The organism is Caldinitratiruptor microaerophilus (genome assembly GCF_025999835.1).
Classification (GTDB): Bacteria; Bacillota; Sulfobacillia; order Symbiobacteriales; family ZC4RG38; genus Caldinitratiruptor; species Caldinitratiruptor microaerophilus.
Genome location: NZ_AP025628.1, coordinates 31,148 through 55,924 on the forward strand (window position 1 = coordinate 31,148; position 24,777 = coordinate 55,924).

The 24,777-nt window shown below is 70.9% G+C and carries 22 protein-coding genes and 1 pseudogene; 18 read left to right on the plus strand and 5 right to left on the minus strand.

Annotated elements, in window-relative coordinates; all coding sequences use genetic code 11:
• The first annotated feature begins 35 nt into the window (after positions 1-35).
• From caldi_RS00160 to caldi_RS00170, 3 genes are read left to right on the plus strand one after another with little or no spacing between them, the layout of a single operon-like run.
• Positions 36-821, plus strand: a complete 786-nt coding sequence (locus caldi_RS00160; RefSeq protein WP_264843060.1) for an endonuclease III domain-containing protein — start codon at positions 36-38, stop codon at positions 819-821.
• The gene (locus caldi_RS00165) at positions 784-1,545 is read left to right on the plus strand and encodes a gamma-glutamyl-gamma-aminobutyrate hydrolase family protein (protein ID WP_264843061.1); all 762 of its coding nucleotides are present in this window, start codon (positions 784-786) and stop codon (positions 1,543-1,545) included. The genes caldi_RS00160 and caldi_RS00165 overlap by 38 nt, the downstream gene beginning before the upstream one ends.
• 48 nt (positions 1,546-1,593) lie before the next feature.
• Positions 1,594-2,367 (plus strand): cobalamin-binding protein, encoded by a 774-nt coding sequence (locus caldi_RS00170; RefSeq protein ID WP_264843062.1) that lies wholly within the window; start codon positions 1,594-1,596, stop codon positions 2,365-2,367.
• 61 nt (positions 2,368-2,428) lie between these two features.
• Here the strand turns inward: caldi_RS00170 and ftsW are convergent.
• Positions 2,429-3,520: pseudogene (ftsW, locus tag caldi_RS00175) on the minus strand (putative lipid II flippase FtsW); the annotation flags it as partial.
• A gap of 17 nt (positions 3,521-3,537) precedes the next feature.
• The gene (locus caldi_RS00180) at positions 3,538-3,915 is read right to left on the minus strand and encodes a hypothetical protein (protein WP_264843063.1); all 378 of its coding nucleotides are present in this window, start codon (positions 3,913-3,915) and stop codon (positions 3,538-3,540) included.
• A gap of 145 nt (positions 3,916-4,060) precedes the next feature.
• On the opposite strand from caldi_RS00180, the gene caldi_RS00185 reads away from it, so the two are divergent.
• Complete coding sequence (locus tag caldi_RS00185) at positions 4,061-4,291, plus strand: small, acid-soluble spore protein, alpha/beta type (RefSeq protein WP_264843064.1); 231 nt, start codon at positions 4,061-4,063, stop codon at positions 4,289-4,291.
• 68 nt (positions 4,292-4,359) lie between these two features.
• On the opposite strand, the gene caldi_RS00190 is transcribed toward caldi_RS00185, so the two are convergent.
• Positions 4,360-4,629 carry a YqhV family protein gene (locus tag caldi_RS00190; RefSeq protein ID WP_264843065.1) on the minus strand — a complete coding sequence of 90 codons (270 nt, stop codon included), beginning with the start codon at positions 4,627-4,629 and terminating at the stop codon, positions 4,360-4,362.
• Between the two features lie 16 nt (positions 4,630-4,645).
• Positions 4,646-5,098 (minus strand): DUF441 domain-containing protein, encoded by a 453-nt coding sequence (locus caldi_RS00195; RefSeq protein WP_264843066.1) that lies wholly within the window; start codon positions 5,096-5,098, stop codon positions 4,646-4,648.
• 121 nt (positions 5,099-5,219) lie between these two features.
• On the opposite strand from caldi_RS00195, the gene caldi_RS00200 reads away from it, so the two are divergent.
• The 14 genes from caldi_RS00200 (at position 5,220) to caldi_RS00265 (ending at position 23,439) form a co-directional block, all read left to right on the plus strand.
• Positions 5,220-6,689, plus strand: coding sequence for an MFS transporter (locus caldi_RS00200; protein ID WP_264843067.1), 1,470 nt, complete (start codon positions 5,220-5,222; stop codon positions 6,687-6,689).
• A gap of 93 nt (positions 6,690-6,782) precedes the next feature.
• Complete coding sequence (locus caldi_RS00205) at positions 6,783-9,146, plus strand: 3-hydroxyacyl-CoA dehydrogenase/enoyl-CoA hydratase family protein (protein WP_264843068.1); 2,364 nt, start codon at positions 6,783-6,785, stop codon at positions 9,144-9,146.
• Positions 9,147-9,174: 28 nt separating this feature from the next.
• Positions 9,175-10,350 (plus strand): thiolase family protein, encoded by a 1,176-nt coding sequence (locus caldi_RS00210; RefSeq protein WP_264843069.1) that lies wholly within the window; start codon positions 9,175-9,177, stop codon positions 10,348-10,350.
• A gap of 38 nt (positions 10,351-10,388) precedes the next feature.
• Positions 10,389-12,167 carry an acyl-CoA dehydrogenase family protein gene (locus tag caldi_RS00215; RefSeq protein WP_264843070.1) on the plus strand — a complete coding sequence of 593 codons (1,779 nt, stop codon included), beginning with the start codon at positions 10,389-10,391 and terminating at the stop codon, positions 12,165-12,167.
• A gap of 78 nt (positions 12,168-12,245) precedes the next feature.
• Positions 12,246-13,298 carry a hypothetical protein gene (locus tag caldi_RS00220; RefSeq protein ID WP_264843071.1) on the plus strand — a complete coding sequence of 351 codons (1,053 nt, stop codon included), beginning with the start codon at positions 12,246-12,248 and terminating at the stop codon, positions 13,296-13,298.
• A gap of 269 nt (positions 13,299-13,567) precedes the next feature.
• Complete coding sequence (locus tag caldi_RS00225; RefSeq protein ID WP_264841566.1) at positions 13,568-15,031, plus strand: ISLre2 family transposase; 1,464 nt, start codon at positions 13,568-13,570, stop codon at positions 15,029-15,031.
• Between the two features lie 141 nt (positions 15,032-15,172).
• Positions 15,173-16,177 (plus strand): cytochrome c oxidase subunit II, encoded by a 1,005-nt coding sequence (gene coxB, locus caldi_RS00230; protein ID WP_264843072.1) that lies wholly within the window; start codon positions 15,173-15,175, stop codon positions 16,175-16,177.
• Between the two features lie 62 nt (positions 16,178-16,239).
• Positions 16,240-18,138, plus strand: coding sequence for a cytochrome c oxidase subunit I (gene ctaD, locus caldi_RS00235; protein WP_264843073.1), 1,899 nt, complete (start codon positions 16,240-16,242; stop codon positions 18,136-18,138).
• Positions 18,135-18,755, plus strand: coding sequence for a cytochrome c oxidase subunit 3 (locus tag caldi_RS00240; protein ID WP_264843074.1), 621 nt, complete (start codon positions 18,135-18,137; stop codon positions 18,753-18,755). Before ctaD ends, caldi_RS00240 begins: the two co-directional genes overlap by 4 nt.
• 46 nt (positions 18,756-18,801) lie before the next feature.
• Positions 18,802-19,077 carry a cytochrome C oxidase subunit IV family protein gene (locus caldi_RS00245; RefSeq protein WP_264843075.1) on the plus strand — a complete coding sequence of 92 codons (276 nt, stop codon included), beginning with the start codon at positions 18,802-18,804 and terminating at the stop codon, positions 19,075-19,077.
• A gap of 171 nt (positions 19,078-19,248) precedes the next feature.
• Positions 19,249-21,015 (plus strand): heme o synthase, encoded by a 1,767-nt coding sequence (locus tag caldi_RS00250; protein ID WP_406568097.1) that lies wholly within the window; start codon positions 19,249-19,251, stop codon positions 21,013-21,015.
• The gene (locus caldi_RS00255) at positions 21,002-21,442 is read left to right on the plus strand and encodes a cupredoxin domain-containing protein (RefSeq protein WP_264843077.1); all 441 of its coding nucleotides are present in this window, start codon (positions 21,002-21,004) and stop codon (positions 21,440-21,442) included. Before caldi_RS00250 ends, caldi_RS00255 begins: the two co-directional genes overlap by 14 nt.
• A complete protein-coding gene (locus caldi_RS00260) occupies positions 21,439-21,756 on the plus strand; it encodes a hypothetical protein (protein WP_264843078.1) in 318 nt (105 codons plus the stop codon). The genes caldi_RS00255 and caldi_RS00260 overlap by 4 nt, the downstream gene beginning before the upstream one ends.
• Positions 21,757-21,951: 195 nt before the next feature.
• Positions 21,952-23,439, plus strand: a complete 1,488-nt coding sequence (locus tag caldi_RS00265; protein WP_264843079.1) for an Nramp family divalent metal transporter — start codon at positions 21,952-21,954, stop codon at positions 23,437-23,439.
• 93 nt (positions 23,440-23,532) lie between these two features.
• On the opposite strand, the gene caldi_RS00270 is transcribed toward caldi_RS00265, so the two are convergent.
• The gene (locus tag caldi_RS00270; protein WP_264843080.1) at positions 23,533-24,705 is read right to left on the minus strand and encodes an aminotransferase class I/II-fold pyridoxal phosphate-dependent enzyme; all 1,173 of its coding nucleotides are present in this window, start codon (positions 24,703-24,705) and stop codon (positions 23,533-23,535) included.
• Positions 24,706-24,777 lie beyond the last annotated feature (72 nt).

Sequence of the window (24,777 nt, forward strand, 5' to 3'; positions counted from 1 at the left end):
GGTCAGCGAAGACCGCGGCACCCGGGGGCGTGTCGATGCCTGCTCCTGTCAGACGTAGCGCCGACTGGATCGCCGTGGCCCCCCCGCCTTCCGGCGGGTGGGGCCCGTGGCTCCGCGGGGTATACGACCGGCTCCTCGCCCACTTCGGATACCAGCAGTGGTGGCCGGCCGAGACGGCGTTCGAGGTCATCGTTGGCGCGTACCTGACCCAGAACATCGCCTGGTCCAACGTGGACCGCGCCATCCGCGCGCTGCGGGGCGCGGGGCTCCTGGAGCCGGCGGCGCTTCACTCCGCGCCGCCGGAGCTGGTGGAGACCCTCATCCGCCCGGCGGGGTACTTCCGGCAGAAAACGCGGCGGCTCAAGGCCTTCCTGGACCATCTCTTCACCTGTTACGGCGGTGACCTCCAGGCGCTCCTCCGCCGCCCCGCGGACGAACTGCGCGGCGAACTCCTGACCTTGCCGGGGGTGGGGCCCGAGACGGCCGACTCGATCCTGTGCTACGCGGCAGGCCGGCCGGTCATGGTGGTCGATGCCTACACCCGCCGTACCTTCCACCGCCTGGGGGCGTTCACCGGCCCCGACACGCCGTACGATGCCATGCAGGCGTTCTTCCACGCCCACCTCCCCCGGGACGGGGTGCTCCTTGGGGACTTCCACGCCCAGATCGTCGCTCTGGGCAAGGAGATCTGCGTGAGCCGTCAGCCTCGCTGCGACGCGTGCCCGCTCGCGGACGTCTGCGCCTACCCACGGGAGCGGCGGGCGGCGGCAGGAGGGGAACTCGTTGGGACCGCTGATCGGGATCACGTGCAAGCTCGCTGAGGACCAGACGGAGTGGTTCGTGCCCCGTCCCTACGTCGAGGCGGTCGAGGCGGCGGGCGGGGTGCCCGTGCTCCTGGCGCCCCCGGGGCCCGACGTCGAGGTGGAAGGGCCGCCCGGCGGGGAGCCCGGCCCCGCCCTGGCGGAGCGGGTGCGGGCGCTCCTGGACCGGCTGGACGGGCTCCTCCTCACCGGCGGCGGGGACGTGGACCCGGCGTGGTTCGGCCAGCCGGAGAGGGAGAAGCCGCGCCTGAAGCAGCCCCTGCGGGACCGGTTCGAGATCCCGCTCGTCCGGGAGGCCCTGGCACGGGACATGCCGGTGCTGGGAATCTGCCGTGGGCACCAGGTCCTCAACATCGCCGCCGGAGGCGACATCTACCAGGACGTCCGCCTGGCCGTGCCTGCCCCCCTCGACCACTGGCAGTCCGGGGAGAAGGCCGCCCACGGGGTTGCCCTCGCACCGGGCAGCCGCCTGGCCGGTATCCTGGGGGGCGCGGAGTGGATGACGAACTCGGTGCACCACCAGTCCGTGGGCCGGATCGCCCCGGGATTCACGGCGTGCGGGCTGGCGCCCGACGGGATCGTGGAGGCGATCGAGGCTCCCGGCCTCCGGTTCGCCGTGGGGGTGCAGTGGCACCCGGAACTCCTGTGGCGCGCGGCACCCGAGCAGGCCCGCCTCTTCGCCGCGTTCGTGGACGCGGCCGCCCGCGCGGCGCGGCCGGCGTGACGGCCCCCGCGGCGGCGCGGCCCTGCTCGACCGGAGGTGTGCCCTCCCATGCGGATCGTGTCCATCTGCCCGAGCAACACGGAGATCGCCTGGGCGCTGGGGCTCGGCGGCGAGATCGTCGGGATCGACGATTACTCCGACTGGCCGCCCGAGCTCCAGCACCTGCCGCGCGTGGGCTCAGACCTCGCCGTGGACCTGGACGCCATCCGGGCGCTCCGCCCGGACCTCGTCCTGGCGTCGCTGACGGTTCCGGGCATGGAGCGGAACGTGGAAGCGCTGCGGGCGGCCGGCATCCCGCACTGGGTGAGCGATCCGAAGGACCCGACCGGGATCCTGCAGGAGATCCGCGAGCTGGCCGCCCTGACGGGGCGGCGCGAGGCGGGCGAGCGGCTCGTGGCCGAGCTGGAGGCCCGCACGGCGGCGCTGCGGGCCCGGGTGGCCGGGCTCGCCCCCGTGCGGGTCTTCTGGGACTGGTGGCCCAGCCCGCTCATGACCCCGGGGCGGGACAACTGGCTCACCGCGGTCACCCGCTGGGCCGGCGGCGAGAACGTCTTCGCCGATCAGCCGGGCCCGCAGGTCCGCCCCCGCCACGAAGAGGTGGTGGCCCGGGCGCCGGAGGTCATTCTGGCCTGCTGGCCCGGGGTTCCCACCGAGAAGATCGACGTGCGGCGGATCGCCGGCCGGCCCGGCTGGGACCGGATTCCGGCCGTGCGGGAGGGGCGTATCCACGTGGTGGAAGAGGGCCTCTACTGCCGGCCGTCCCAGCGTCTCTGGGACGGAGCGGAGGCGCTGGTTGCCCTCCTGCACCCGGAGGCGGCGTGAAGGCCGCCCCGGCAGCCAACCCGCCGGCCTGGGCGCTCCGTGGCGGCAGGCGGCTGATGGCGAGCAAGATGCCGACCATGCCCATGTTGGCGATCATGGACGACCCGCCGTACGTGATGAAGGGCAGGGGGATGCCCGTCGGCGGCAGGCTGGCGGTCACCACGGCGATGTTGAGGATGGTCTGCAGTGCCAACATGCTCGTGAGGCCGAAGGCCACGAGCTGGGTGAAGCGGTCGGGGGCCTCCGCGGCGATGCGCAGCCCCCGCCAGAACACCACGGCGAAGAGCAGGAGGACGGTGAGGGCGCCGACGAACCCCAGCTCCTCGGCGATGACCGCGAAGATCATGTCCGTGAACTCGTACGGCAGCCACCCGAGCTTCTGCTTGCCGCTGCCGAGCCCGACGCCCAGCCAGCCCCCGGAGCCGATGCCGTAAAGGGCCTGCGCCACCTGGAAGCTGGCGCCCTGGGCGTCCCGGAGGGGGTCCCACCAGGCGGCGCTCAGCCGCCTCGCCCGGTACCCGTGGGCGAAGGCCAGGTAGTACAGGGCGGGCAGGCCACCAGCCGCCAGCAGGGCGAGGTGGGTGAGGGGGACCTCGGCGACGAACAGCATGAGGCCGGCCGTGGCGGCGATGAGGGCGGCCGTGGAGAAGTTGGGCTGCTTGTAGATCAGAAAGGCGACGAAGGCGACCACCGCCGTCAACGGCAGGGTCACCTCGGTGAGGTGCCGGAGCCGGTGGCTCTTGCGCGCGAGGAAGTTGGCGGCGAACAGGACGACGAGCGGCTTGGCGAACTCGGACGGCTGGAGGAGGAAGGGGCCCAGGTCGATCCACCGGGTCGCCCCGTTGATGGGGTCGACGATGCCGGGGATCGGCCGGAGCACGATGAGGAGGAGCCCCACCCCGGCCGGGAACAACCAGGGCAGGGCCCGCGCCCACCGGTGCGGCTCCACGGCGAGGGCGGCCAGCATCGACGCGACTCCCAGACCGATCCAGGCGACCTCCCGCCGCAGGTAGAAGAACGGGTCCTGCTGCACCGTCTGGGCCGAGTAGAAACTCGAGCTGAACACCATGACGGCCCCGATCCCCACGAGCGCCATGACCGCGCCCAGGAGCACGTAGTCCGGGGGTCTCCTTCCGGTGTCCACGCCCTCCATGCCGGTCCGACGACCTTTCAGTTCGGGTTGACCTCGACCCGGATGCCGGCCTCGGGCAAGGCGGCCGGGTCATTCAGTTCGGGCCGGAAGTGCTCCACGAGGGAGCGCAGCGCGGCCCTGCGCTCCTCCGGGTCGGCGAGTTCCGCGTACGAGTAGGCGCAGTTGCCCGTGCGCACGAGCTCCTGGACCCGCGGGTCCGGCGCGGTCGACACGAGGTGGGCGATGAGCGCCTCGTACAGGTTTTCGGCCTCGCCGACCAGGACTACCCGCCAGGAGCCGTCTGCCTCGCGGAAGTGCAGCTTGAAGACGCCCGGGCGGTGGGGGACGTCCACGATGTCGAACGAGTGCGTGTAGGGGCCGCCCTTCCAGTCCAGCCCGATGATGCGTACAGGCATCGCGCGCAATCCTCCTCGTCCGGGCCCGCAGCCCCGATCCCTGACCAATGCACGGCGTTCGATATTCTCCCTGCAATGGTCTCAATCCTTCCGGCTGCTGTGGTTGCCGGCCCGTCCGGGGACACTAGGGCCGGAGGTGTTGCGCGTGGCCAGAGCCAAGCGGGGAGCCAGACCGAAGCCCCCCACGCCCCTGGACCTGCTGAAGCTCCAGATCGCCGAGGAAGTGGGGCTGGGGGACAAGGTGCGCGAGCAGGGCTGGGGGATGCTCACCGCGGCGGAATCGGGCCGGGTGGGAGGGCTCCTGGGCCGGCGCCTGCGCCAGATGGGCCTCACCGTCGGGCCCCGGGGCACGCTCCTGCGGGCGGAGGGCTCCTGAGGCGACCCAACCGCCGCGCGAGGGCGGCAGGCCCCTGCCGGGCCTGCCGCCCTGTGTGCTCGGGGCGGTCACGGGCTCCCGCGCGTCCCGAGAAGCACCAGCAGCACCCCCAGCGCCACCAGCCCGAAGCGCGCCGGGGATACCCGGCCGGCGAGGGCCGTCAGGCCCAGAGCGCTGACGAGGAGGAAGACCGTCGGGCCCACCAGGCCCAGGAGGGCGTTGAGGCGCAGCACCTGCTCCGCCCGGTTGAGCCGCAGCATGGCCGCGGCCGCCCCGACCTCGATGCAGGCCGAGATCACCCGCAGGGCGATCATGCCGCGTACGAGCGGCTCCTCCACGCGCGGACGCCCCCTCTCACAGGCGGCCGAGAAGCCGCAGCAGGACCGCCGTGAACCCCGCCGCGGCGAGCGGGCCGACCGGGATGCCCCGCAGGAGGACCACCCCCAGGACGGACCCGATCACGAGCCCGACGATCACCTCGGGCCGCCCCTGGAGGAGGGCGATCCCCCGCCCGGACAGGGCGGCCGCCAGCATCCCACCGGCGATGGCCGCCAGCCCGTCGGCGGAGAGGATGGCGCCGCGGATCTCCTCCACCCCGATCCGGCCCGAGGCGAAGGGCACCAACACGGCGATGAGGAGGAGGATGAGGCCGAGCTCGACTCCCCGCTCCTCGAGGTGCGGGTAGAGCGCGTCCAGCCGCAGGTGCTGGAGCACGATCAGGAGAGCCGCGGAGACCACGATCAGGCCGTTTCGCGCCACCACGCCGAGGATCATGAGGAACAGGAGGATGAGCCGCTCGTCCCCCACCGCCTTCCCCCCGCTGCCCCGTGGCTTGCCCGCTGGTAAAGGCTATGGTGCAGCGCAGGCCGCATGACTGCGCATCCTAACGCCGGAGCCGGCGACGGCGCCGGCAGGGGAGGGATGGCCCGTGCGCGCCCGGGTCGCCTGGCAGCTGGCTGCGCTGTGCACGGTCCCGTTCATCATGGTGCTCGGCAACTCGATGCTGATCCCGGTGCTCCCGGGGATGCGGGAAGCGCTGCACCTGACCCGGGCACAGTCGGGCCTGGCCATCACGGCGTTCTCCATCCCGGCCGGGATCGCCATCACCCTGGCGGGGTACCTCTCGGACCGCTACGGCCGCAGGGTGGTGATCGTCCCCGCCCTCGCGGCGTACGCGCTGGGGGGGGTGATCGCCTTCCTGGGGGCGGTGGGCCTCGGGGACAAGGCCTTCCCGGTGGTGCTCCTGGGCCGCGCCGTCCAGGGGATCGGGGCGGCGGGGACCGCCCCCGTCGCGATGGCGATGGCCGGGGACATCTTCCAGTCGAGCGAGCGCGCGCGGGCACTGGGCGCCCTGGAGGCGTCCAACGGGCTGGGGAAGGTGCTCTCCCCCATCCTGGGTTCGGCGATCGGCCTCCTGAGCTGGTACGCGGTGTTCCTGGGCTACGCGCTCCTGACCGTGCCCGCCATCGCCGCCGTCTGGTTTCTCACGCGTGAGCCCGCCGTGGGGCGCGCCCAGCCCGCGCTCGGCGGCTACCTGCGGCGGGTGTGGGCCGTGTTCCGCGACAAGGCAGGATCGCTGGCCGCGGCCTTCCTGGCCGGGACGGTGGCGCTCTCGATCCTCTTCGGCATCCTCTTCTACCTCTCCGAGACGCTCGAGGTCAAGTACGCCCTCGACGGCATCCCCAAGGGCGGCGTCCTGGCCATCCCCGTCCTGGCCATGTCCGTCACCTCGTACCTGACCGGTAACCGCCTGGTCTCGAGCCAGCGCCTGCTCAAGCCCGCCGTCGTGGGGGGCCTTGGGCTGGGGGCGGCGGCGATGCTCCTCGTGCCGCTCCTGGGAGGGGCCCAGCCGGCCCGGGGGGCCGCCGACTGGGTGTTCTTCGCCGGCATGGTGGTCCTGGGGGTCGGCACGGGCCTGGTGCTGCCCACCCTGAACACGCTGGTCACGTCGGCCGTGGCCGAGGAGGAGCGGGGGATGCTCACGGCCACGTACAGCGCGGCGCGCTTCTTCGGCGTCGCACTCGGTCCCCCGGTGTACGGCATCCTCATGGGCATGGGTCGCGCCGTGCCCTTCTACTTCTCGGCCCTGGTGCTGGGCACGGCCGGACTCGTCGCCCTGGCCATGCTGAGCCCGACAGAGCTCATGGGCGCGGCGGCCACCGGTGCGTGGGCGCCCGGACGGGCCGGGGTGCGGGCCGTGGACCCCCCGCCCGCCGGGGCGGCCGGCGCCCACACGGTGGGGGTCGGGCCGGCCTCGGTCCAGCAGAGGATGGTGCCGGCCGCCGGGCGCTGGCGTCCTCCGCCGGCGGCGATCGAGCGCGATCCCGGGCCGCCGCCCTTGCCGCCGGTTCCGGGCGACACCGGCAGCGGCCAGGGTCCCCGTCCCGAGGCGCACTAGCAAAAAACCTACCGTCCGGTCGGCAGGTAATTCGCCCCCGGCAGCGAAATGAGTTGGCAGCAGCTCAGCACCGCTGCGAGGGGGGAATTTCGCGTGGCCACGACCATCCGCCGGGCCGCGGTCCTGGGCGCCGGCCTCATGGGTTCCCAGATCGCGGCCCTCCTGGCCAGTTGCGGGCTCGAGGTGCTCCTCCTCGATATCGTGCCGGATTCTCTCACTCCGGAGGAGCAGCGCCGGGGCCTCACCCTGTCCGATCCCCGGGTCCGGAGCCGTCTTGCCACCCAGGCCGTGGAGCGGCTCCGGAGGATGAAGCCGCCGCCCCTGTTCACCGCCGAGGCGGCCGACCGGATCACCCCGGGCAACCTCGAGGACGATCTGCCCCGGCTGCGCGAGGCCGACTGGGTGCTCGAGGCCGTGGTGGAGGACCTGGGGGTCAAGCAGGACCTGTGGCGCCGGGTGGCGCCCCACGTGCAGCCGGGCACCGTGCTCAGCTCGAACACGTCGGGCCTGTCCATCGCCGCCCAGGCGGAGGCCCTGCCCGCCGAGCTTCGCCCCCATTTCCTGGGCACCCACTTCTTCAACCCGCCGCGCTACCTGAAGCTCCTGGAGGTCATCCCGACGCCGGATACCGACCCCGAGGTCGTGTCCTTCGTCCGGTCCTTCGCCACCCGGGTGCTGGGCAAGGGCGTGGTGATCGCCCGTGACACGCCGAACTTCATCGCCAACCGGATCGGCACCTACGGGCTGGCGGTCACCCTGCGGGCCATGGCGCGGTTCGGCCTGGGCGTCGACGAGGTGGACGCCATCACCGGCCCCGCGATGGGGCGGCCGAAGAGTGCGACCTTCCGCACCCTCGACCTGGTCGGACTGGACGTGTTCGCGCACGTCGCCCGCAACACGCGGGCCCGGGTGGCCGATCCGGCGGAGCGCGATGCCCTCGAGCTGCCGCCGTACATCGAGGAGATGCTGCGCCGCGGCTGGACCGGCGACAAGGCCGGCCAGGGCTTCTTCAAGAAGGTGAAGGGCGCAAGCGGGGAGAGCGAGATCCTGGCCCTCGACCTCCAGACGCTCGAGTACCGGCCCCGGAAGAAGGTCCGCTTCGCCTCCCTGGACCAGGCCCGGAACGTCGCCGACCCGGGGGCGCGCCTGCGCGCGCTCGTCTCGGCCGGCGACCCGGCCGGCCGCTTCGCCTGGGAGGTCCTGCGAGACGTGCTGGCCTTCTGCGCCGCCCGGCTGGACGAGATCGCCGGCGGCGACGTGGCGGCTGTCGACCGGGCCATGCGGTGGGGCTTCGGCTGGGAGCTCGGCCCGTTCGAGGCGTGGGAAGCCCTGGGGGTCCGGGAGACCGTGGTCCGCATGGAGGCCGAAGGGGTGCAGGTTCCCGACTGGGTGCGCGAGAAGGACCGCTTCTACCCGCCCGGCCCGCGGGCCGACGGGCCCCTCAGCTTCACCGTGCAGAAGGCCGACCCGACCCGGGTCGTGAAGGCCTGGCCCGGCGCCACCCTGGTGGATCTGGGCGACGAGGTCCTGGGCCTGGAGCTGCACGGGCCGAAGCAGGCGATCGGCCAGGACTACGTGGCGGCCGTGCGCTTCGCCGCCGGCGAGGTCCTGCGGAACTGGCGCGGCCTCGTCATCTCCGCGGAGGCGCCGAACTTCAGCGTGGGCGCCAACCTGGTGCTCATCCTCATGGCGGCCCAGGATGAGGACTGGGACGAGATCGACCAGGCCGTGCGGGAGTTCCAGTCCGCCAACATGACGCTGCGCTACCTGCCCCGGCCCGTCGTGGTGGCGCCCTACGGGATGACGCTGGGCGGCGGGGCCGAGATCGCCTTCCACGCTGACCGGGTGGTGGCGGCGGCCGAGCTCTACATGGGGCTCGTGGAGGTGGGGGTGGGCCTCATCCCCGCCGGCGGCGGCACCAAGGAGATGGCGGTGCGGATGACCCGGCAGGTGCCCAGGGTGCAGAGCCAGCTGCCGGGGCCGGTCGATGCCCAGCCCTTCGTCAACCGCGCGTTCGAGGCCATCGCCACGGCGCGGGTGTCGGGGTCGGCCGCCGAGGCCGCGCAGCTCGGGTACCTGCGGGCGACGGACCGGATCGTCATGAACCGGGACCTGCTCCTCGCCGAGGCGAAGGCCGAGGTCCTGGCGCTCGACCGGGCGGGGTACGTGCCCCCGGCGCCGGAGCGGATCCCCGTCCTGGGCCCCGACGGCCGTGCCGTGCTGGAGCTCGGCATCTACACGCTGCGCAACGCCGGTCAGGCCACCGAGCACGACGCGAAGGTGGCCCGCAAGATCGCCCACGTCCTCACGGGCGGCGACCTGCCGGCCGGCACCCTGGTCGACGAGCAGTACCTCCTGGACCTCGAACGCGAGGCGTTCCTGAGCCTGTGCGGCGAACCCCTGAGCCAGGCCCGCATGGCGCACCTCCTGCAGACGGGCCGCCCGCTGCGGAACTGAGTCGCTGCTGAGCAGGGAGGGGATCTTCTTGCAGGACGCGGTGATCGTCGCCGGCGTGCGGACCCCGATCGGCAAGGCCCGGGGGGCCCTCGCCACCGTGCGGCCCGACGACCTGGCAGCCCTGGCCATCCGGGAAGTGCTCGCCCGGACGCCCGGGCTCGAGCCGGGCGAGGTGGAGGACGTGATCCTGGGCTGCGCCATCCCGGAGGGCGAGCAGGGGATGAACGTGGCCCGGATCGCCTCGGCCCTCGCCGGGCTGCCGGCGAGCGTGCCGGCCATGACCGTGAACCGGTTCTGCTCGTCCGGGCTCGAGGCCATCGCCATGGCCGCGCACCGGGTGATGACCGGGACCGTCGACGTCGCGGTGGCCGGCGGGGTGGAGAGCATGAGCCGGGTCTACATCCCGGGCTTCAAGATCGCCCCGAACCCGCGCCTCATGGAGTCGGCCCCGGCGTACTACATGGCCATGGGCCACACCGCCGAGGAGGTGGCCCGGCGCTTCGGCATCGGCCGGGAGGAGCAGGACGCCTTCGGCCTCGAGAGCCACCGGCGTGCCGCCGCGGCGATCCGGGAGGGGCGCTTCCGGGAGGAGATCGTGCCGGTGCCGGTCCGCCGCGTGCGGATGGACGGAGGCCGCCCGGTGGCCGAAGAGCGGCTGGTGGACACGGACGAGGGCGTGCGCACGGACACCTCCATGGAGGCCCTGGCCGCCCTCAAGCCGGCCTTCGCCGCGGGCGGGACCGTCACGGCCGGGAACTCCTCGCAGATGAGCGACGGGGCGGCCGCGGTGGTCGTCATGTCGGCCCGGCGGGCGCAGGAGCTGGGCCTGAGGCCGCTGGCCGTGTTCCGGGGCTACGCCACCGCCGGGGTCGACCCGGACATCATGGGCATCGGCCCGGTCCTGGCCGTGCCGAAGGCGCTGCGCAAGGCCGGCGTCACCCTGGACCAGGTGGACCTCATCGAGCTGAACGAGGCGTTCGCCTCGCAGTCCCTCTACGTGATTCGTGAGCTGAGCCTCGACCCGGCCCGCGTGAACCCGAACGGCGGCGCCATCGCCCTGGGCCATCCCCTGGGCTGCACCGGCTGCCGCCAGACCGTGACCCTCATGCACGAGGCGCGCCGCCGCGGGGCCCGGTACGGCGTGGTCACCATGTGCGTCGGTGGCGGCATGGGCGCGGCCGGCGTCTTCGAGTTCGTCGCCTGACCATCCGAGACCCGTCCGACGAGGGAGGAACACCGGTCATGACCCGACACAAGGGCGGCAGTTTCCTGATCGAAGCGGCGGCGCCGGAGGACGTCTTCACCCCGGAGGACCTGTCCGCGGAGCAGCGGGCGATCGGCGACACGGTGCGGGAGTTCGTCGAGCGGGAGGTGTGGCCCGCGCTCCCCGCGATGGAGCGGCACGAGTTCGAGCACAACGTCCGGCTGCTGCGCCGGGCGGCGGAGCTCGGCTTGACCGGGATCGAGATTCCCGAGGAGTTCGGGGGTCTGGGGCTGGACAAGGTCACGGCGGCGGTCGTGACCGAGAACATGGGTCCCGGCGCGTCCTTCGCCGTCACCTTCGGCGCCCACACGGGGATCGGCACCCTGCCGATCGTCTTCTTCGGGAACCGCGACCAGAAGGCGCGCTACCTGCCGGCGCTGGCCAGCGCCGAGAAGATCGCGGCCTACGCGCTGACCGAGCCCGAGTCGGGGTCCGACGCGCTGTCGGCCCGCACCACGGCCCGGCTCAGCCCCGACGGGCAGCACTACATCCTGAACGGCACCAAGCAGTGGATCTCGAACGGCGGCTTCGCGGACGTGTTCGTCCTTTACGCGAAGGTCGACGGCGAGAAGTTCACGGCCTTCATCGTGGAGCGGGGCTTCCCCGGGGTCAGCACCGGCGCCGAGGAGCACAAGATGGGGCTCCTGGGGTCGTCGACGGTCCAGGTGATCCTCCAGGACGCGCAGGTCCCGGTGGCCAACGTCCTGCACGAGGTGGGCAAGGGCCACCAGGTCGCCTTCAACATCCTGAACATCGGCCGGTTCAAGCTCGCCGCCGGCTGCGTCGGGTCGTCGAAGCACGTCCTGGGTCTGGCGGCGCGGTACGCGCAGGAGCGGCACCAGTTCGGCCGGCCCATCGCCTCGTTCCCCCTGATCCAGCAGAAGCTCGCCGACATGGCCGTCCGCACCTACGCGGCCGAGAGCATGGTCTACCGCACGGCCGGCCTCCTGGAGGAGGGGCTGGCGGAGATCGACCCCGGCGCGGAGGATGCCGGTCGGCTCTCGGCCCGGGCCATCCACGAGTACGCGGTGGAGGCCTCGGCCAACAAGGTCTTCGCCTCCGAGGTCCTCGACTTCGTGGTGGACGAGGGCGTGCAGATCCACGGCGGCTACGGCTACATGCGGGAGTACGAGGTGGAGCGGGCCTTCCGTGACGCACGGATCAACCGCATCTTCGAGGGCACGAACGAGATCAACCGGCTGCTGGTCCCGGGCGAACTCGTGCGCCGCGCCCTGAAGGGCGACCTGGCGCTCCTGCCGGCGATGGAGCAGCTCCAGCGCGAGCTCGTCACCCTGGTTCCGCCGGTACCGGCCGGCGCGGTCCCCCTGGAGGTGGAGTCCTGGCTCGTCGAGGCCGCCCGCAAGCTGACCCTCATGGTGGCCGGGCTCGGCGTGCAGAAGTACGGGACGGCCCTCGAAGGCGAGCAGGAGCTCCTCGCCGGGGTGGCCGACATGGTCATCGACCTCTTCGCCATGGAGAGCGCCATCCTCCGCGCCCGCAAGGCGGTCCTCCGGTCGGGCCCCGAGGACGCCCAGGGCCACGTCGACCTGGCCACGGCGGCCACGCACGACGCGTTCGACCGGATCGAGTCGACCGCAAGGAGGCTCCTGGCCGCCATCGAGGAAGGCGACGCGCTCCGCAGCCAGCTCGCCGTGGTGCGCAAGCTCGCGCGGCGCGATCCCGTCAACCGGGTCGCGCTGGGCCGGCGCATCGCCCGGCGGGTGCTGGCGGCCGGCGGTTACACGGTCGCCGGGTAGGCAGGCCGGCCGGGGGCATCCTCCGGCGGCATGGCGTATGCTGGACCGATCCTCCTACCAGGAAGGGATGGGTCGGTGGTGTTCGACGTGTGGTCCATGGTGCCCTTCGGCGTGAGCGGCCCCGTGGGACCGGTGCCCGTGGGGCTGTGGGGCGTTCCCTGGGCCCCCGTGGTCGCCTGGACGGCTCTTCCGGCCATTCCCGCCCCCGCGTGGCCGCTCCGTGCGGTGACCGGCTCCGAGGAACGCGACCCGGACGAGTTCGCCGGGTCCGCGGAGGCCGGCGATCCGATCGAGTGGCTGGGCTGGTGGCGCTTCCCGGCGGGCGCGACGGACGACGCTCCGGCACTTGCCGTCTTCCGTGACACGCTCTGGGCGGTGGTCAAGGGCACGGACGACCGGATCTACTTCAACCGGTTCGACATACGGTCCGGGTGGACCGGGTGGACGGAGGTCCCGGGCGAGGGCCGGACGCCGGCGGCCCCGTCTGCCGCGGTCCAGGCCGGCCGCCTGCACGTGGTGGTGCGGGGCACCGATGACCGCATCTACATCAACTCGGTCGACGCCGGCGGCCGCTGGACCGGCTGGAGCGAGGTCCCCGGCGCCGGGCGCACGCCCTCGGCCCCGGCCGCGGCCGAGTTCCTCGACAACCTCTACGTGGTGGTGCGCGGCACCGACAACCTCGTGTACCTGAACCGGCGCGACGCCCAGGGCCGCTGGTCCGGCTGGTCGCGCGTGCCGGACGACGTGCGGACGGACGCGGCACCGGCCGCCATCGCCTTTGCGGGCCGGCTGGTGGTCTTCGTGCGGACCCCCGGCGGTGAGGTGCGCTGGAACCGCATGGACCGGCGCGGCGACTGGGCTGGCTGGCGAGACGTGCCGGGGACGGAGGGAACCCCCACCGCGCCCGCGGCGGCCCTATGGCGGGGCAACCTGTACCTGTTCACCACCACGCGCGAGCAGGTCGTCCGCAACCGGGCCCTGACGCGGTGGTGGACGTGGGGCCCCTGGTTCACGGTGCCCGAGGGGCGGACGCCCTCGGCTCCCGCGGTGGTGGGGTGGCACGACCGCATCCACTTGGTGGTCCGGGGCACGGACAACGGCATCTGGGTGAACGTGCTGACCGAGGTGTGAGGCCGGCCCGGGGAGGGCGCGGGTTCACCGCTCCGGAGGGCAGCCCGCTGGGGCTGCCCTTTTCGCGTCCTCGTGCCAGCTTCGGGGCGCGGGCAGCGGGGAGACGAGCGGTCGTCCGACTATGGTAACAAACGTGTTCCGTTGATTTTTTACCTCGCGTGCGGGTTTTGAGGGGCCGGATAACATTTCGGGAGGAGATGGTGGGGACAACAAAGAATGAGACCTCACCTGGTAGGTTGCGGTAGCAACCATCCCGACAAGGCCTGGTAATGGGTGAGGTCTCGATGTGGCTAGTTCGTGAGATCATGGACCTAATCCTGCTGCTGGTGCATGGGATCTCGGAGTTGCTGCGGACCCGCCACGACTTCATGGAACTGGAGAAGGGGATCTTCCGGCTGGTGCAGGAGGTGGCGCGACGGGCGCTGGTGCTGGCGTTGCACCGGCTGGACGACGAGCTGATGCGCCGGCGGGACGCGGCGCGATATGAGTTGGTGCACAGCAAGCCGCGGACGATCGTGACGCCGTTTGGGAAGGTGCAGGTGCGGCGGCGGTACTACCGGGACCGTCAGAGCGGGGAAGGCCATTTCCTGCTGGACGAGGCGCTGGGGTGGACAGCCCGCCAGCGGCTGTCGCCGTGGGCCACAGAACTGGCGGTGGCGATGGCCGCGGAGATGCCGTACCACCGGGCGGCGGCGGTGCTGGCGAAGCTCACGCTGGGGGGCATGGATGTCCGAGCGATGAGCGTCTGGCGTGAGGTCCAGGAGGTGGGCGCTGTACGGGTGGAGCAAGCCGAAGCGCAGCGCCGTGCAGTGTTCGACCGTGGCGAGGTGCCGGCGGGGCAGCGGCGGACCGAGCGGTTGCGGATTGAGGTGGACGAGGTGGTGGTCCAAGGCCGTGGTCCCCGGGGAGCCCACAGGCACCTGGGGCTGAAGCTGGCGGTCGGCTATGAGGGCAAAGAGCAAGTCGGGCAAAACCGGTGGCAACTGGTAGAGCGCCGGGTGACCGCAGGCTTGGCCAGTGCGGAGGTCTTCTCGGAGCAGACGTATGCGGATTTCGGCAGCAAGTGGGATCTGAGTGCGGTACAGGACGTGGTGGTGGGCGGCGACGGTGCCCCGTGGGTGAAGCAGTGGGCGGGGACGTTTGCCGGAGCGAGGTACCAGCTGGACCCGTTCCACCTCCGCCGGGCGCTGCTGGAGGGTCTGTCGCATGACGAGGAGGCCTACCGGAAGGCGGTGGAGGCCCTGAAGGTCAAGGACTGGAGCCAGGTGGAGCAGGTGCTGGCGACGGCCGAGCGGGCCAGTCGTGGGGCGCAGCGCAAGCGTGTGGCAGGGCTGCGGAAGTACCTGCAGGAGAACTGGGACGGCATCTGCCGTTCCGGGGCCGCAGACAGTTTGGGCACCATTGAGGGGCAGGTGTTCCACCATGTCGCCCGACGGATGAAGCGCCATGGAGCGCAGTGGAGTGACAGGGGAGCGGACCATCTGGTGCGGCTGCTGGCGGCCCGGGCGAACGGGGAATTGGCGGTGATGGGGCGGCAGGCCTGGCCGATGCAGTCGGAGGTGTTGCGCCAGGCAACCGGCTCGACGGCGATTCGGGTGCAGCCCGGGGAACTGAATGATCCGGAGGCATGGCTGCGGGTGAACCTGCCGGCGCTCAGCGGACCAGCTGCCGGCTCGCCGTGGGTCAAGTACGTGCTACGTGAGCTTGTGAGGGCGCTGCCGCGGAGTGCATAACGAACCAAAAAATTCGGGCCTTGTCGGGTCACCTACCGAAGCTTGACACGGCCGTTTTGAGGGCCCAGATTGCCATTTAGGATACTTTCGCTTACTCTAGATCACAGATGACCTGCCCGAAAGGACTACGGGGGTGGTTCGATGGGACGATCTCGCCCCAGGCGACTCCTGGCGGCTCTGGTGGGGGCCCTGCTCGTGGCAGGCTGCGCGCGTGCGCCGCAGTCGATCCTGGACCCGGCAGGACCCGTGGCCCGCGCCCAGTACCGGCTCTTCACGTTTGACGTCGCCATGGTGACCGGGATCGGGGTGGTCATGGCCTTCCTCATCCTCTACGCCGTGTTCCGGTTCCGGCGCCGCGGGTCGGCGGGCGGCCTGCCGCCGCAGGTCGACGGCAACCGACGCCTCGAGATCGGTTGGACCCTGGCTGCGGTGCTGGTGCTCATCCCCCTGGCCGTCGAGCCCATCAAGGACGAGTTCGCGCTGGCCGCCCCTCCGCCGGGTCAGGACGTGCTCCAGGTCCGGGTCGTGGGCCACCAGTGGTGGTGGGAGTTCGAGTACCCGGACCTCGGCATCGTCACCGCCAACGAGCTTCACATCCCGACGGGGCAGCCGGTGCAGCTCACGATCACGTCGGCCGACGTGCTCCACAGCTTCTGGGTACCCCGCCTCGGCGGCAAGATGGACGCGGTTCCGGGGCGGCAGAACAAGCTCTGGCTCCAGGCCGACGAACCCGGTACGTACCTGGGCCAGTGCGCTGAGCTGTGCGGCACTTCGCACGCCAACATGCGGCTCCGGGTGATCGCCCAGACGGCGGCGGAGTTCGAGGCCTGGGTCCGGACGCGGCAGAATCCCGTCACCCAGCCCCAGAGTGACCTGGCGGCGCGCGGCCAGGCGAAGTTCCAGCAGACGTGCGCCGCGTGCCACACGGTCGACGGCACACCCGCCAAGGGCAAGGTGGGGCCCAACCTCACCGGGGTAGGGAGCAGGACCACCATCGCCGCCGGGATGCTGCAGAACACGGACGAGAACCTGGCCCGCTGGCTCCAGAACCCGCCGGCTGTCAAGCCCGGCGCGCTGATGCCAAACTTGAACCTCAAGAAAGAGGAAATTGAAGCTTTGGTCGCCTACCTCAGGGGACTCAAATAAAAGGCAACGATTGAATGGATAGCGTATACATTTAATTTCCATCCGGAGAGAGGTGGCGAGATGTGGCGGTAGGTGCCGAGAAGCTCGTCGGCACGCTCCGCAAACCCCGTGAAGAGACCGGGCTGTGGAGCTGGCTGACCACCGTCGACCACAAGCGCATCGGCATCCTGTACCTGGCGACCGGGTTCGCCTTCTTCCTGATGGGCGCTGTCGAAGCGCTCCTGATCCGGCTCCAGCTCGCCCGGCCCGGCGGTGGGGTTCTGAGCGCGCAGACGTACAACCAGGTCCTCACCATGCACGGGACCACGATGATCTTCCTCGCCGCGATGCCCCTGATCGCCGGGTTCTTCAACTACATGATGCCGATCTTGATCGGCGCACGGGACGTCGCCTTCCCCCGGATGAACGCGCTGAGCTACTGGCTCTTCCTGGCGGGCGGCATCATCCTCAACTCCAGCTGGTTCCTGGGCGGGGCGCCGGCCGCCGGGTGGTTCAACTACGCCAACCTCAGCGGCCCCCAGTTCAGCCCGGGTCGTGGAATCGACTTCTACCTGCTGGGGCTGCAGGTTTCCGGCATCGGGACGCTCGTCTCCGCCATCAACTTCATCGTTACCATCCTCAACCTGCGCGCCCCCGGCATGCGGCTCATGGACATGCCGCCCTTCGCCTGGGCGACCCTGTTCACGTCGGCGATCATCCTGTTCGCCCTGCCGCCGTTCACCGCCGGCATGATCCTCCTCATGTTCGACCGCTGGTTCGGCACCGGGTTCTTCGTGCCCTCCGCGGGCGGCGACGTCGTGCTGTGGCAGCACCTCTTCTGGATCTTCGGCCACCCCGAGGTGTACATCCTGGCGCTACCGGCCTACGGCATCATCTCGGAGGTCATCCCGACCTTCTCCCGCAAGCCGTTCTTCGGGTACACCTCCATGGTGATCGCTCTCACGGCCATCTCCGGCCTCAGCTTCCTGGTGTGGGTGCACCACATGTTCACGGTCGGACTCGGGCCGTGGGTGAACACCCTGTTCGCCATCACCACGAAGGCCATCTCGGTCCCGACGGGGATCCTGATGTTCAACTGGATCGCCACCATGTGGGGCGGTGACCTGCGCTTCACCACGGCCCTGCACTACGCGGTGGGTTTCCTGGTGGTCTTCACCATCGGCGGGCTGAGCGGCATCGTCAACGCCACCTCGGCGCTCAACCCGCAGCTCCAGGACACGTACTGGGTGGTGGGCCACTTCCACTACGTGGCCATCGGCGGCGTGCTGTTCTCCCTCCTGGCCGGCCTGTGCTACTGGTGGCCCAAGATCACCGGGCGGCTCCTGGACGAGCGCCTCGGCCGTCGGAGCTTCTGGCTCGTGTTCATCGGCTTCAACCTCATCTTCTTCCCGTTCCACATCCTCGGGGTCCTGGGCATGCCGCGGCGGATCTACACGTATGCCCCGGAGCTGGGCCTGAGCGTGTGGAACGCGGTGGCGACCGCCGGCGCGTTCGTGATGGGCACCGGGATCCTCCTCCTGGCCTACAACCTGGTGACGAGCCTGGTCCGGGGCCAGCCCGCCGGAGCCGACCCGTGGGACGGCCGGACCCTGGAGTGGTCGATCCCTTCCCCGCCCCCGGTCTACAACTTCGCCCGCCTGCCGCTGGTCCGGGGCCGGGACGCGTTCTGGCTGGAGAAGCGGTCTGGAGGCGGAACGATGCAGCCCGCACCCGAGGAGGAGCACGGACATGCAGGCGGTGGCCACGGCAAAGGCGGCCACGGCCATGCCATCCACATGCCATCGCCATCCTACATGCCGGCGGTCGTGGCCCTGGGTCTTACCGTGGCGTCGTACGGTGGCATCTTCCGGTCGCTTCTCGTGGCGCTGATCGGGCTGGCCATCCTCGCTTTCGGGATCTTCGGGTGGATCTTCGAGGATGACAGCGGTTACCTGCTGGAGCTGGAGGAGGACGTCGCATGACGATCGGGAGCGCAGCCCGGCCCCTGCGCGAGGCGGTGACGCCCCACCGGGCGCCGGCGCCCCTGGAGAACGTCAAGTTCGGGTTCTGGCTGTTCCTCGCCTCCGAGTGCCTCTTCTTCGCCTCCCTCGTGGGCACGTACCTCGCCCTGCACGGAAGGAGCCTGACCGGTCCCTTCCCGCAGGACGTGTTCAACATCCCCCTCACCACCGTCAGTAGCTTCGTGCTGCTGACGAGCAGCCTCACCATGGTGCTCGCCGTCGCCGCCATCCAGCACGGGGACGTGGCGGCCATGAAGCGGTGGCTGGCGGTCACTGCGTTCCTCGGGCTCGTCTTCCTGGGGTTCCAGGCCTACGAGTTCACCGAGTTCGTCCACGAAGGGCTCACGCTGCGCACGAACGTCTTCGGCGCCAGCTTCTACACCCTGACGGGCTTCCACGGGGCCCACGTGGCGATCGGGGTGATCTGGCTCGTCACGCTGCTGCTCCACGCGCTACGGGGCGGCATCACCCGCGACAAGGCAACTGCCGTGGAGGTCGCCGGCCTCTACTGGCACTTTGTCGACGTCGTCTGGATCGTGATCTTCACCGTGGTCTACCTGCTGGAGTTCGCTCGCTGACGACCCGTCCGGACGGAACCCCGGGGAAGGAGGTATCGGCAGGTCCATGGCGCACCCGACGACCGCCACCTACGTCGCCATCGCCCTGGTGCTCACCGTCGTCACCCTCATGGAGTTTGCGGTGCTATACGTGCACGGCCTCGCCGGGATGATGGTGCCCATCCTCCTGGCGCTGTCGGCGATCAAGTTCGCCCTCGTGGCCCTCTTCTACATGCACCTCCGCTTCGACCGCCCCCTGTACCGGCGGGTGTTCGCAGGCGGCCTCGGCCTGGGGGTGCTGGTGGCCGTGTCCCTCATGCTGCTCAGTCACATGCCGATGTGAGGCGGGGGCAGCAAAGAGCAGAACGGGCGGGAGGAACTTACGAAACACGATTGTGCAGGAACCACGCCAGGCCACGTCCAATACAAACGGCGACGCCTGCGCGGCGCAGGGAAAGGAGGGCCTCCTCCCCGCATGCCCTCTCAGACATTCCGTCGGTTGGCCTGGGCAACGGTGATCGCGACATACCTCCTGATCGTCCTGGGAGGCGCTGTCAAGGCGTACGGCGCCGGCCTTGCCTGCCCCGACTGGCCTCTCTGCCACGGACGGGTCATCCCGCCGCTGGACGGCCTCGTCCTGCTCGAGTACGGCCACCGGCTCGGGGCGACGGTCGTGACCGCCCTGGCGGTGGCGACCACCGTGGCGGCGTTCCGCAGCCCCGGCCCGAGAGGCCCCTGGGTGCGGGGCAGCCTGCTGGCCCTGTTCCTCCTGGCGGTGCAGATCGTCCTCGGGGGCCTGACCGTCCTCTACACCCTACCGCCCGCCATCGTCTCCTCCCATCTGGGGGTGGCGAGCGCCTTCCTGTCCGTCTGGATCGTGATGGCCGTCTCGGCCGGGACGGCCACCGGAGAGCGCCAGACCTCCGCCCGGCGGCCCGTGTGGGTGGCGACCCTCGTGGCGGCGCTCGCCGTCTACACGACCATGGTGGTGGGCAGCTACATGAAGTCCGCCGGGGCCGGCCTGGCGTGCACCGACTGGCCGCTTTGCGGCGGGCGGCTGATCCCGGAGGGCGGCTGGGCCGTCATGCTGCACTTCGGTCACCGGGTGGCGGCGCTGGTCGCAGGGGTGCTGGTGCTGTACGCGGCGTACCAGGTGGTCCGGCACGCAGCCAACGTCCTGGCGCTCGTGGTTCCTGCCGGGGCCGCCGCCGGACTCGTGTTCATCCAGGTGCTCCTCGGGGGTGCCGCCGTACGGCAGGCCTTGCCGCCGGCGCTGACCGTGACTCACCTGGCGGTGGCGGCGGGCCTTCTCGCCACCCTGGTGGCGCTGACCACCGCCGGCTACCGACTGGCTCCCGCCGGGACCGTTCCGCTGGACCTGGAGGAGCGCCCGACCGAGTCGGAGCGGCGCCGCCCCGGCGTGGTGGCCCTCGACTACATCCGCCTGATGAAGCCCCGGATCGTGCTGCTCCTCCTCATCACCGGCTACGCGGCGATGTGGCTGGCCGCGCGGGGAGCGCCTCCCCTGCGGCTCACGCTTCTCACGCTCGCCGGCCTCTCCCTCACCTGCGGCGGCGCCAACGCGGTGAACATGTGGTGGGACCGGGACATCGACGCCGTCATGACCCGGACCCGTTCCCGGCCGCTTCCCGCCGGCCGGATCCCCCCCACCGGGGCGCTGGTCTTCGGGCTCGCCGCGGGCATGATTGGTGTCCTGGTCCTCGCCTTCGGCGTCAATCTCCTGGCCGCAGCGCTTGCCCTGTCCGGTTACCTCTTCTACGTGCTGGTCTACACGATGTGGCTCAAGCGCTCGACGGCCCAGAACATTGTTATCGGCGGCGCCGCCGGGGCCGTGCCGCCCCTCGTGGGCTGGGCGGCGGTGACCGGGACCGTGGGGCTGGCCGCCCTGCTGATGTTCCTGGTCGTATTCCTCTGGACCCCGCCCCACTTCTGGGCCCTGGCGCTCTTCCGCAACGACGACTACCGCCGCGCCGGCGTCCCCATGCTGCCCGTGGTGCGGGGCGAGAACCACACGAAGTGGCAGATCCTCATCTACACGCTGCTCGTGGTGCCGGCCTCGCTCCTCCTGTACTGGACCGGCGTGGTGGGGCCGTTCTACCTCTGGGTGGCGGCGCTCCTCGGGGCCTGGCTCATCTCCGCCTCCATCGCCCTTCTGCGGGAGCGGCTCCCCGCCCAGCGCTGGGCGCACCGGGTCTTCGGCTACTCCATCCTGTACCTGGCCTTCCTCTTCCTGGCGATGGTCGCCGATGTGCAGCCGTAGCCGTCTCACCGCCCTGGTCCTGGCTGTCCTCCCGCTGCTCCTGGCCGGATGCTCGCGGTCCGGCGCGGCGGCACCGGCCGGCAGCCCCGCGCACCCGGCGGTCGAGCAGGCCGTGGCCGGGGCCGACGTCGTGGTGGAGGTGCACTTCCGGCAGCCGGCGGGGAAGGACGCCCGCTGGGCGATCGAGCCCGCGCGGATCGAGGTCCCCCTGGGGAGCCGGGTGGCCCTCGTCGCGGCGAACGATGAACCCCTGCCCCACGACCTCGTCATCGGTGAGCCCTACAACCAGAAGACCGTGCTGGTCCGGCGCGGCGAGAAGGCAGCCGTCGTGTTCACGGCCGACCGCCCCACTGCCGGCACCCCCGTCTGGTGCTCGGTGCCGGGCCACCGGGAACTGGGGATGGAGGCCGTGCTGGTGGTGCGATGAGGGGGAGACCGCCCCGCCGCTGCGCCCGTCCCGTCTTGCTCGGGCTGGCTCTCGGCTTCGCCGCAGGGATGCCCTTCTTCGAGGTCAGCGCACTGGTGGTCCTGGCCGTCCACCGTCACCTGGTGGACGCGTCCGGGGCCATCCGCTTCTTCTCGGACTCGGCGAACGTGCTGGGGTTCCTGACGGCGTGGCACGTGGCCACGGCGGCGGCCGGGGCGCTGCTCGGCGCGTTGTGGCAGTGGCGCGAGCGTGGGCGGCGCCCGCGCCTGCGCGTCATCCGGGGAGGGGCGGGGCGCCGCCGGCGGGCCGGGTAACGGAGTGCGCGGTGGGCACGGACATAGGAACGCACCCGTCTCATGGAGTCTGAATCGTTGTCCGAATTATTGAAAGGAATCTCCCCGTGGAGGTCGTAAGAGGACTAATAGATGCACTAGACCGAGAGGAGGAGCGAAAGAGGGTCCAGGGAAGCACCCGCACCCGCACTCAGGCTCAAAGAGAGGAGGCTGGCCATGGCTCGCACCGCAACGCAGGAGTTGGGCAATGAGAGCGTTCGCATGGGTCTGGGTCCGCCGATGGACCTCGCAGAACTGCCGGCACCGCCGCCATTCAATTTGCGTAACTTCGTCAAGATGCTCGGCGTCGGTGCCATCCTGGTGAGCGTTTCGATCGGCAGCGGCGAGTGGCTGCTGGGTCCGGCGGCCGTGATCCAGTACGGCCCACAGCTCCTCTGGATCGTGACCATCGCCACCATCCTGCAGACCGTCTTCAACCTGGAAACCCAGCGGTACACGTTGTACACGGGAGAACCCGTGATGGTGGGGCTCATGCGCTTGCCCCCCGGACGCTGGCTGTGGGGGCCGCTGTGGATCCTGCTCACCGTCGTCTCCATCGGTCCCGGCTGGGCGCTCGCCTCCGCCACGGCCCTCGCCGCCATGGCCCTGGGGCGGATGCCCGAGCAGGCGGACAAGGCGTGGGTGATCGCGCTCGGCATCGTCGCCATGGTCCTCGTGATGGCCGTCGTGTCGTTTGGCCAGCGCGTCGAGCGTACGCTGGCACGCGTGTCGACGGTTGCCATCGTCTTCATCTTTGCCAGTCTCCTGATCTTCGACCTGTGGCTCGTCCCCTTTGAGTGGTGGGGAAAGATCGCGGCAGGATTCTTCAACTTTGGATTCCTCCCTGCGGCCAAGGGCGGGCAGGGGGTCGACTGGATCCTGCTCGGTGGGTTTGCCGCTTACGCCGCGACGGGCGGCATCTTCAACATGGCGACCTCCAACTGGATGCGTGATCGCGGCTGGGGGATGGGCAGCCAGGTCGGTTACATCCCCTCGCTGATCGGCGGGCGCAGGATCGAGGTGTCGGAAACCGGAAAGGTATTCCGGCTCACGGAGGAGAATCTGCGGCGATTCTGGGAGTGGATGCGTTACGCCCGCTGGGAGCAGTGGACGCTGTACTTCATCGGGTGCATGCTGGGGATGTACTTCTCCGTCCTGCTGGCGGCAGGGCTCATCGCCCCGGGCACGAAGGTGGGCGGCTGGGCGGTGGCCGCGCGGCAGGCGGAGGCAGTGGCGCAGCACCTGGGCACGTTCGGCTGGTACTGGGTGCTGTTGATCGGTTTCTGGGTCCTGTGGGGGACGCAGCTCAACGCCACGGACGCGGCCGTCCGGCACCTGACGGACCTCCTGTGGAACCTGGGGCCGGCCTTCCGGCGGCTCGCCCGGCAGGACATCCGCCTCATTTACTACGTGATCCTGGCGGTCGTGACGCTCTGGATGGCCTACCTGTTCGTCGTCGGCACCCCACTCGGGCTGGTCCTGCTGGTTTCGAACGCGGCCGGTCTGGTGTTCGTCATCGGGGGCCTCATGGTCCTGTGGCTCAACAGCACCCTTCTCCCCCGGGAGCTCCGGCCGAACTGGGTCAACCAGCTCCTGCTGCTGTTGCTCGCGGTGTTCTACGGATTCTTCGTGTACAAGGCGATCGCGGCAGCGCTGGCAGGGTAGCACGGCATCCACGGAGCCCACGAAGCGGCCAGCCTCCGGCAGACCGGAGGCTGGCCGTTCACGCGGTCTGGACGGAAACGGACGGCGGCGCGCCTAACGGAACAAACCCAGCCGGCCGATCCGCCGGGCGGCCTCGGCCAGGCGGTCGCCGGGAACCGTGAGCGCCACACGAACGTAGCCCTCGCCGTGGGCGCCGAAACCCGTGCCGGGGGCGACGACCACGTGGGCTTCCCGCAGCAGGCGGTCGGCGAAGCTCTCCGCGGTGTACCCGGCCGGGACGGGGCACCAGGCGAAGAAGCTTCCGGCCGGGGGCTGGACCTCCCACCCGATGGCCCGGCAGGCGGCGACCCAGGTGTCCCTGCGCTCCTGGTAGAGGTCCCGCAGGGCCCACACGGAATCCTGCGGCCCCGTGAGCGCCCCCGCTGCCGCCACCTGCACGGCGCCGAACTGGCTGCAGTGCAGGTGGTCCTGGAGGAGCTCGAGCAGGCGGATGATCTCCCGGTTGCCGGCGGCGAAGCCGATCCGCCACCCCGCCATGTTGTACGACTTCGACAGCGTGACGAACTCGATGCCGACCTCCCGGGCGCCCGGGGTCTGGAGGAAGCTGACCGGCCTGCGGCCGTCGTAGACCAGGTCGCCGTATGCCAGGTCGTGCGCCACGGCGATCCCGTAACGCGCCGCGAACTCCACCGCGTGGGCGAAGAACTGCGGGCCGGCCACCGCGCCGGTCGGGTTGCCGGGGAAGTTGAGGAACATGAGGCGAGCCCGGGCAGCGATGTCCGGAGGGACCTCGTCGAACCGGGGAAGGAACCCGGCCTCGCGGCGAAGCGGCAACGAGTGCGGACGGGCACCGGCGAGCGCGATCCCCGAGAGGTAGTCGGGATATCCGGGATCCGGCACCAGGCAGACGTCGTCCGGATCCAGCAGGGCGAGGCTGATCTCCTGCAGCCCGATCTTCGAGCCGATGAGGATGCAGATCTCCCCGTCGGGATCGAGTTCCACGCCGTACCGGTCGCGGTACCAGGTCGCGGCGGCTTCCTTCAGGATCCGCAGGCCCGTGAAGGGGATGTACCGGTGCAGGGCCGGGTCCCGGGCTGCCTCCTGCAGCCGCTCGACGATGTGGGCCGGGGTCGGTCGGTCGGGATTGCCCTGCCCGAGGTTGATGACGTCGTGGCCGGCGGCGGTAAGGTCCTGCGCGGTCTTCACGATGCGGGCGAAGAACTGGGCGGGCAGCCGCTCGATGCGGCTGGCGGCTCGGAAGGGCACGGACGGGGGCCTCCTTCGGTCGGTACGGTACGGCGTGGACCCACGCAGCCGGCCCGGCGGCAGAAAGCGGCC

What these genes read in the sequence shown, in the direction of transcription:
- caldi_RS00160 (WP_264843060.1), top strand. Translation starts at nt 36, where the DNA reads ATGCCTGCTCCTGTCAGACGTAGCGCCGACTGGATCGCCGTGGCCCCC.
- caldi_RS00170 (WP_264843062.1), top strand. Translation starts at nt 1,594, where the DNA reads ATGCGGATCGTGTCCATCTGCCCGAGCAACACGGAGATCGCCTGGGCG.
- caldi_RS00180 (WP_264843063.1), bottom strand. Translation starts at nt 3,915, where the DNA reads ATGCCTGTACGCATCATCGGGCTGGACTGGAAGGGCGGCCCCTACACG.
- caldi_RS00215 (WP_264843070.1), top strand. Translation starts at nt 10,389, where the DNA reads ATGACCCGACACAAGGGCGGCAGTTTCCTGATCGAAGCGGCGGCGCCG.
- caldi_RS00225 (WP_264841566.1), top strand. Translation starts at nt 13,568, where the DNA reads ATGGGTGAGGTCTCGATGTGGCTAGTTCGTGAGATCATGGACCTAATC.
- coxB (WP_264843072.1), top strand. Translation starts at nt 15,173, where the DNA reads ATGGGACGATCTCGCCCCAGGCGACTCCTGGCGGCTCTGGTGGGGGCC.
- caldi_RS00240 (WP_264843074.1), top strand. Translation starts at nt 18,135, where the DNA reads ATGACGATCGGGAGCGCAGCCCGGCCCCTGCGCGAGGCGGTGACGCCC.
- caldi_RS00245 (WP_264843075.1), top strand. Translation starts at nt 18,802, where the DNA reads ATGGCGCACCCGACGACCGCCACCTACGTCGCCATCGCCCTGGTGCTC.
- caldi_RS00255 (WP_264843077.1), top strand. Translation starts at nt 21,002, where the DNA reads ATGTGCAGCCGTAGCCGTCTCACCGCCCTGGTCCTGGCTGTCCTCCCG.
- caldi_RS00260 (WP_264843078.1), top strand. Translation starts at nt 21,439, where the DNA reads ATGAGGGGGAGACCGCCCCGCCGCTGCGCCCGTCCCGTCTTGCTCGGG.
- caldi_RS00265 (WP_264843079.1), top strand. Translation starts at nt 21,952, where the DNA reads ATGGCTCGCACCGCAACGCAGGAGTTGGGCAATGAGAGCGTTCGCATG.